This window comes from Nocardia sp. NPDC058497, from assembly GCF_042720195.1.
Lineage (GTDB): Bacteria > Actinomycetota > Actinomycetes > Mycobacteriales > Mycobacteriaceae > Nocardia.
In genome coordinates, this window is record NZ_JBHXMY010000586.1 from 1 (window position 1) to 3,614 (window position 3,614).

Sequence of the window (3,614 nt, forward strand, 5' to 3'; positions counted from 1 at the left end):
GTGTATAAGAGACAGCGTTTCGCCTGAAAGTGTCGGTGCCCACTTGTACTGTCGGATCCATGCGCGAAGCGCGCAGGCAGGCATTCAGGCAAGGCGGTGCTGTGGTGGTACGTGACTGGTATGCGAATCGGGCGCACCGAGGTGATCAGGATCCGCGGTTCGATCCAGAGAATGACGATCCACGAGACCCATTCGAGTTCGGTGCCGTACAAGACCAGCGCCCCGCTCGTAGTTCCTGGCATGGGCCGAAGAAGCCCAGCGTAGCGGCGGCTGGCCGAAGCTCACGTCCGAGGGGAATCCGCGGTCGGCAGAAGGTGACGCAAGCTACCGAAGAGCTTACACCGGACATGGTGTTCAGATGGGAGACGTTCGCCAGGGTATGGCGCGCACGGAACCCGCATGGTTCGGCACGCGAATGTCGCGTCGCAGCCCACGCGAAGGGGCTTGACTACGTCAGCAAGCGTATGGCGGCACGATATTGGTCGACGCACAGTGCCTCGCGGCCGAGTTCCGAATCTGTCAAGCAGCGCGGCGGTTCCATCGAGAGCAACGTAGTCGGTGTGCTGCGTGAGGATCCAGAAGCGACCACAAAGGACTATCAGCGTGCGCTCCGTGCTGCAGGATTCGGTGAGGTAGACCGCGCTGACATAACCGCCGCATTCCAACGTATTAGAGCAAGGAAAAGCGTCAGCAAGAGCCGGTCCGGAACGGCGAATCCGAGAAAATCGCCATTGTCCCGGCAGCGATCGGCCGATGACAAAATCCGGACCAAGAGGGCTGCAGTTGTCCACTCTGCAGACCGGTGTCCATCCTGTGGTGTTGTGCCGGACAAGCTCAGCGGTGCCTGTCGCTGTGGATGATGTTTCGTACCGAGGTCTGTCCCGTAAGTTGGTGAGCGGCAACGGTATCGTGTCACCGGTGGTGATCTCGGCGGCCGACCCGGTGATGGTGGAGTTGTTCTCGGGCCTGCGGCCTCGCATGTTCGCCCGCCTGATCACCCAGTTGCGGCGCGAGGGGACCGACCGGCCTTTGCGAGGCCGACCCTGGGGATTATGTTTCGAAGATCGGGTGCTGCTGTGGCCACCTACTGGCGGTCCAACCTCACCATGGGTCAACTCGCGGCGGTGTTCGGAGTGTCGAAGTCGGCCGCGGCACTGGTGATAGAGGACCTGGGACCAGCGTTGGCGCTCCGTCCCCGCGCCCTATTTCCGCGTGGTGCTGTGTTGATCGTGGACCGAACCCTGGTCCCGACCCTGATCACAAGGTGGCCGCGCAGAGTATGAACTACCGGTACTCCACCAACCACCAGGTCGTTATCTACGCCGACACCGAACTCGTCGTCGCACTCGGGCGGCCGTTGCCGGGGAACCGCAACGACTGCCGAGCCTGGAACGAGTCCGGTGCCGCCCTCGCCTGCCGCAACGCGGTGGTGATCGCCGACGGCGGCTACCAGGGCACCGGTCTGATCATCCCGCACCGCCGAATACCCGGTGTCGAGCTACCGGAATGGAAACAGGACCACAACAAGTCCCACCGCAAGGTCGGTGCCCGCGTCGAACACGCCTTCGCCCGGATGAAGAACTGGAAGATCCTGCAGGACTGCCGCTTACGTGGCGACGGGGTGGCTGTAAGGGACATCGCTTATGGCTGACCACCTTGCTGCTGGTCGGCCCAGTCCAGAAACTGTTTCACGGTGAAAATCGGCTTGCCGTACTTCGCTGCTGTACGACCCTTTGTTGACATCGTCCCGGTCTCGGCAGCGATCAAGGCATCGCAACGCTTCTTGGTGATGGACTCGACCGTCTCGAGGCCGCACTGCGCGGCGACGGACTTCAGTTCGCTTCGAGCCAGTTCCTTGCCGGAGTCGTCGAAGGCTGACCCCGTGAAGCAGACCCGGGCCCCGGGTATGAGGGCTACGGCGATATCCAGTGTCTCGGAGTAGGTTTCGGCGCTGAGAAGGGTTTGCCCCAAGCGGAGCTCGAGGTCACGCAGCATCAAGCGAGTGTGGCCGTCTACGTGGCTGGTGTTCACCTTCGAGACGAGGTGTGCTGCCAGGACGGCTTCGGGGCTGGTCGCCGAGGAGCCAGTGGCTACGGTCTGGAAACAATCAGGTCGCCCGCCGCGCGTCATGAGGTAGCCGGTGCGGCTGTCGGCCCGAGGAAATACGTCAACCGTCGCACCCATGAAAGGAAGCCTCCGCCGCGCAATTTCACGCGCGGCTCGAGCTCGATCCAGTGCTTGCGGAGCGTTGAGCTGAGCCAGATCGGCAGTCGACAATTCGTCGGTATCGAGGTCGATGCCGAGCGGCATGGCAATCACGTAACCATGGCGCTTGAGTTCGTAGTCGAGGTTGCGGAGTTGGTGGTCGATGTCGACACCGACCGGTGTTCGGCCGGCGAGGTGCGGTGCCAAAGCCGCCCACGCTTCGGTGAGCAACGGCGCCAACTGTATATCCCCGGCTGTGATGTCGTAGACGGCGCGAGCATCGCCGAGGTCGCGAGTGGGGTTGACCAGCGTCGTGAGCTCGGTTCCGTCGTCGGTGACCAGGGCGATCTCGACCGGCCGCGGCCGCCACATGCGTCCTTCGTCGCCGACTGTGCAGATTCCGAGGTAGGCATTCCCGCGTGACTGGACGCGAGGTGGTCCCGAGAGCAGGAAACGGCGGATCCGCAGGTCAGTCTTGAGATCGCGTGGTTGGACTTCCCGCTTCAGTACCAAGCCGTCCATCGATGTGCAGCGGCTGAGCGCCACGTAGAGCTGTCCGTCGGCGAAAGTGCCGCCACTGAGGTCGACGACGAGTCGGTCGAGGGTTTGACCTTGGCTCTTGTGAATAGTGATGGCCCAGGCGAGTTGGAACGGCAGCTGAGTGTAGGTGCCGATCACTTCGTGTCGCAGAACGCCGGCGTCGACCACCGGTCGCGTGATCTCCCAGGTGTGTGGAGCGATCTTCACTTCCCGTCCGCTCGGGAGCGCGACCGTCAAATTCGGTGTGCCCTGCTCGACGTGGTGTCCGGTGATCCGTCCGATCGTGCCGTTCACCCACCGGTCTGCCGGATCGTTGGTGACGAGCATGATTTGGGCGCCGACCTTGTAGGCGAGCCTTTCTGCGATCGGGCGCTCGAAGCCGTCTACGTCACCGGTGGTGATGGCGATGTGCTGAAGTTCTTGCCCTGGCACGCGACCGAGCATTTCGCGGTTGCGTGCCTCGGCGATTCGGTTGGTGGTGGCCAGTGTCAGCCAGAACTCGTCGACTGGCGGCTCGAACGTGGGGTTGGTTCGCGAATTCAGCTCGGCGCGCGCAACTTCCAGGAGGGAGCCCTCGCGGACCTCGTTCAGGATTTCGACCAGCCGAGTGTCACCGATCTGTCGGAATACGGTGGTCAGTTCGACCAGCGGGAAGTGTTCGCGGTCGTAGTGGTCAGCGGCGAAGAAGTACGGCGATTCGTACCGCTGCTCGAAGTACGCCTTCTCACTGTCGGTGACCACGGGCGGAAGCTGGTACAAGTCTCCGACGAGCACCAATTGCACTCCGCCGAAGGGGGTTCCGCGGTTGGGGCCGAACCTTTCGAGCGCGATGGCCAGACAGTCGAACAGGTCGGCCCGCACCATGGACG

Annotated in this window: 1 protein-coding gene and 1 pseudogene; one reads left to right on the top strand and one right to left on the bottom strand. The window is 62.8% G+C overall.

What is annotated here, in order from left to right; all coding sequences use genetic code 11:
* Positions 1-945: 945 nt before the first annotated feature.
* A pseudogene (locus tag ACFWPJ_RS27660) lies at positions 946-1,651 on the top strand (transposase).
* Here the strand turns inward: ACFWPJ_RS27660 and ACFWPJ_RS27665 are convergent.
* A partial coding sequence (locus ACFWPJ_RS27665; protein WP_378855646.1) for an ATP-dependent RecD-like DNA helicase occupies positions 1,642-3,614 on the bottom strand: 1,973 nt, incomplete at its 5' end. The pseudogene ACFWPJ_RS27660 and the gene ACFWPJ_RS27665 overlap by 10 nt on opposite strands.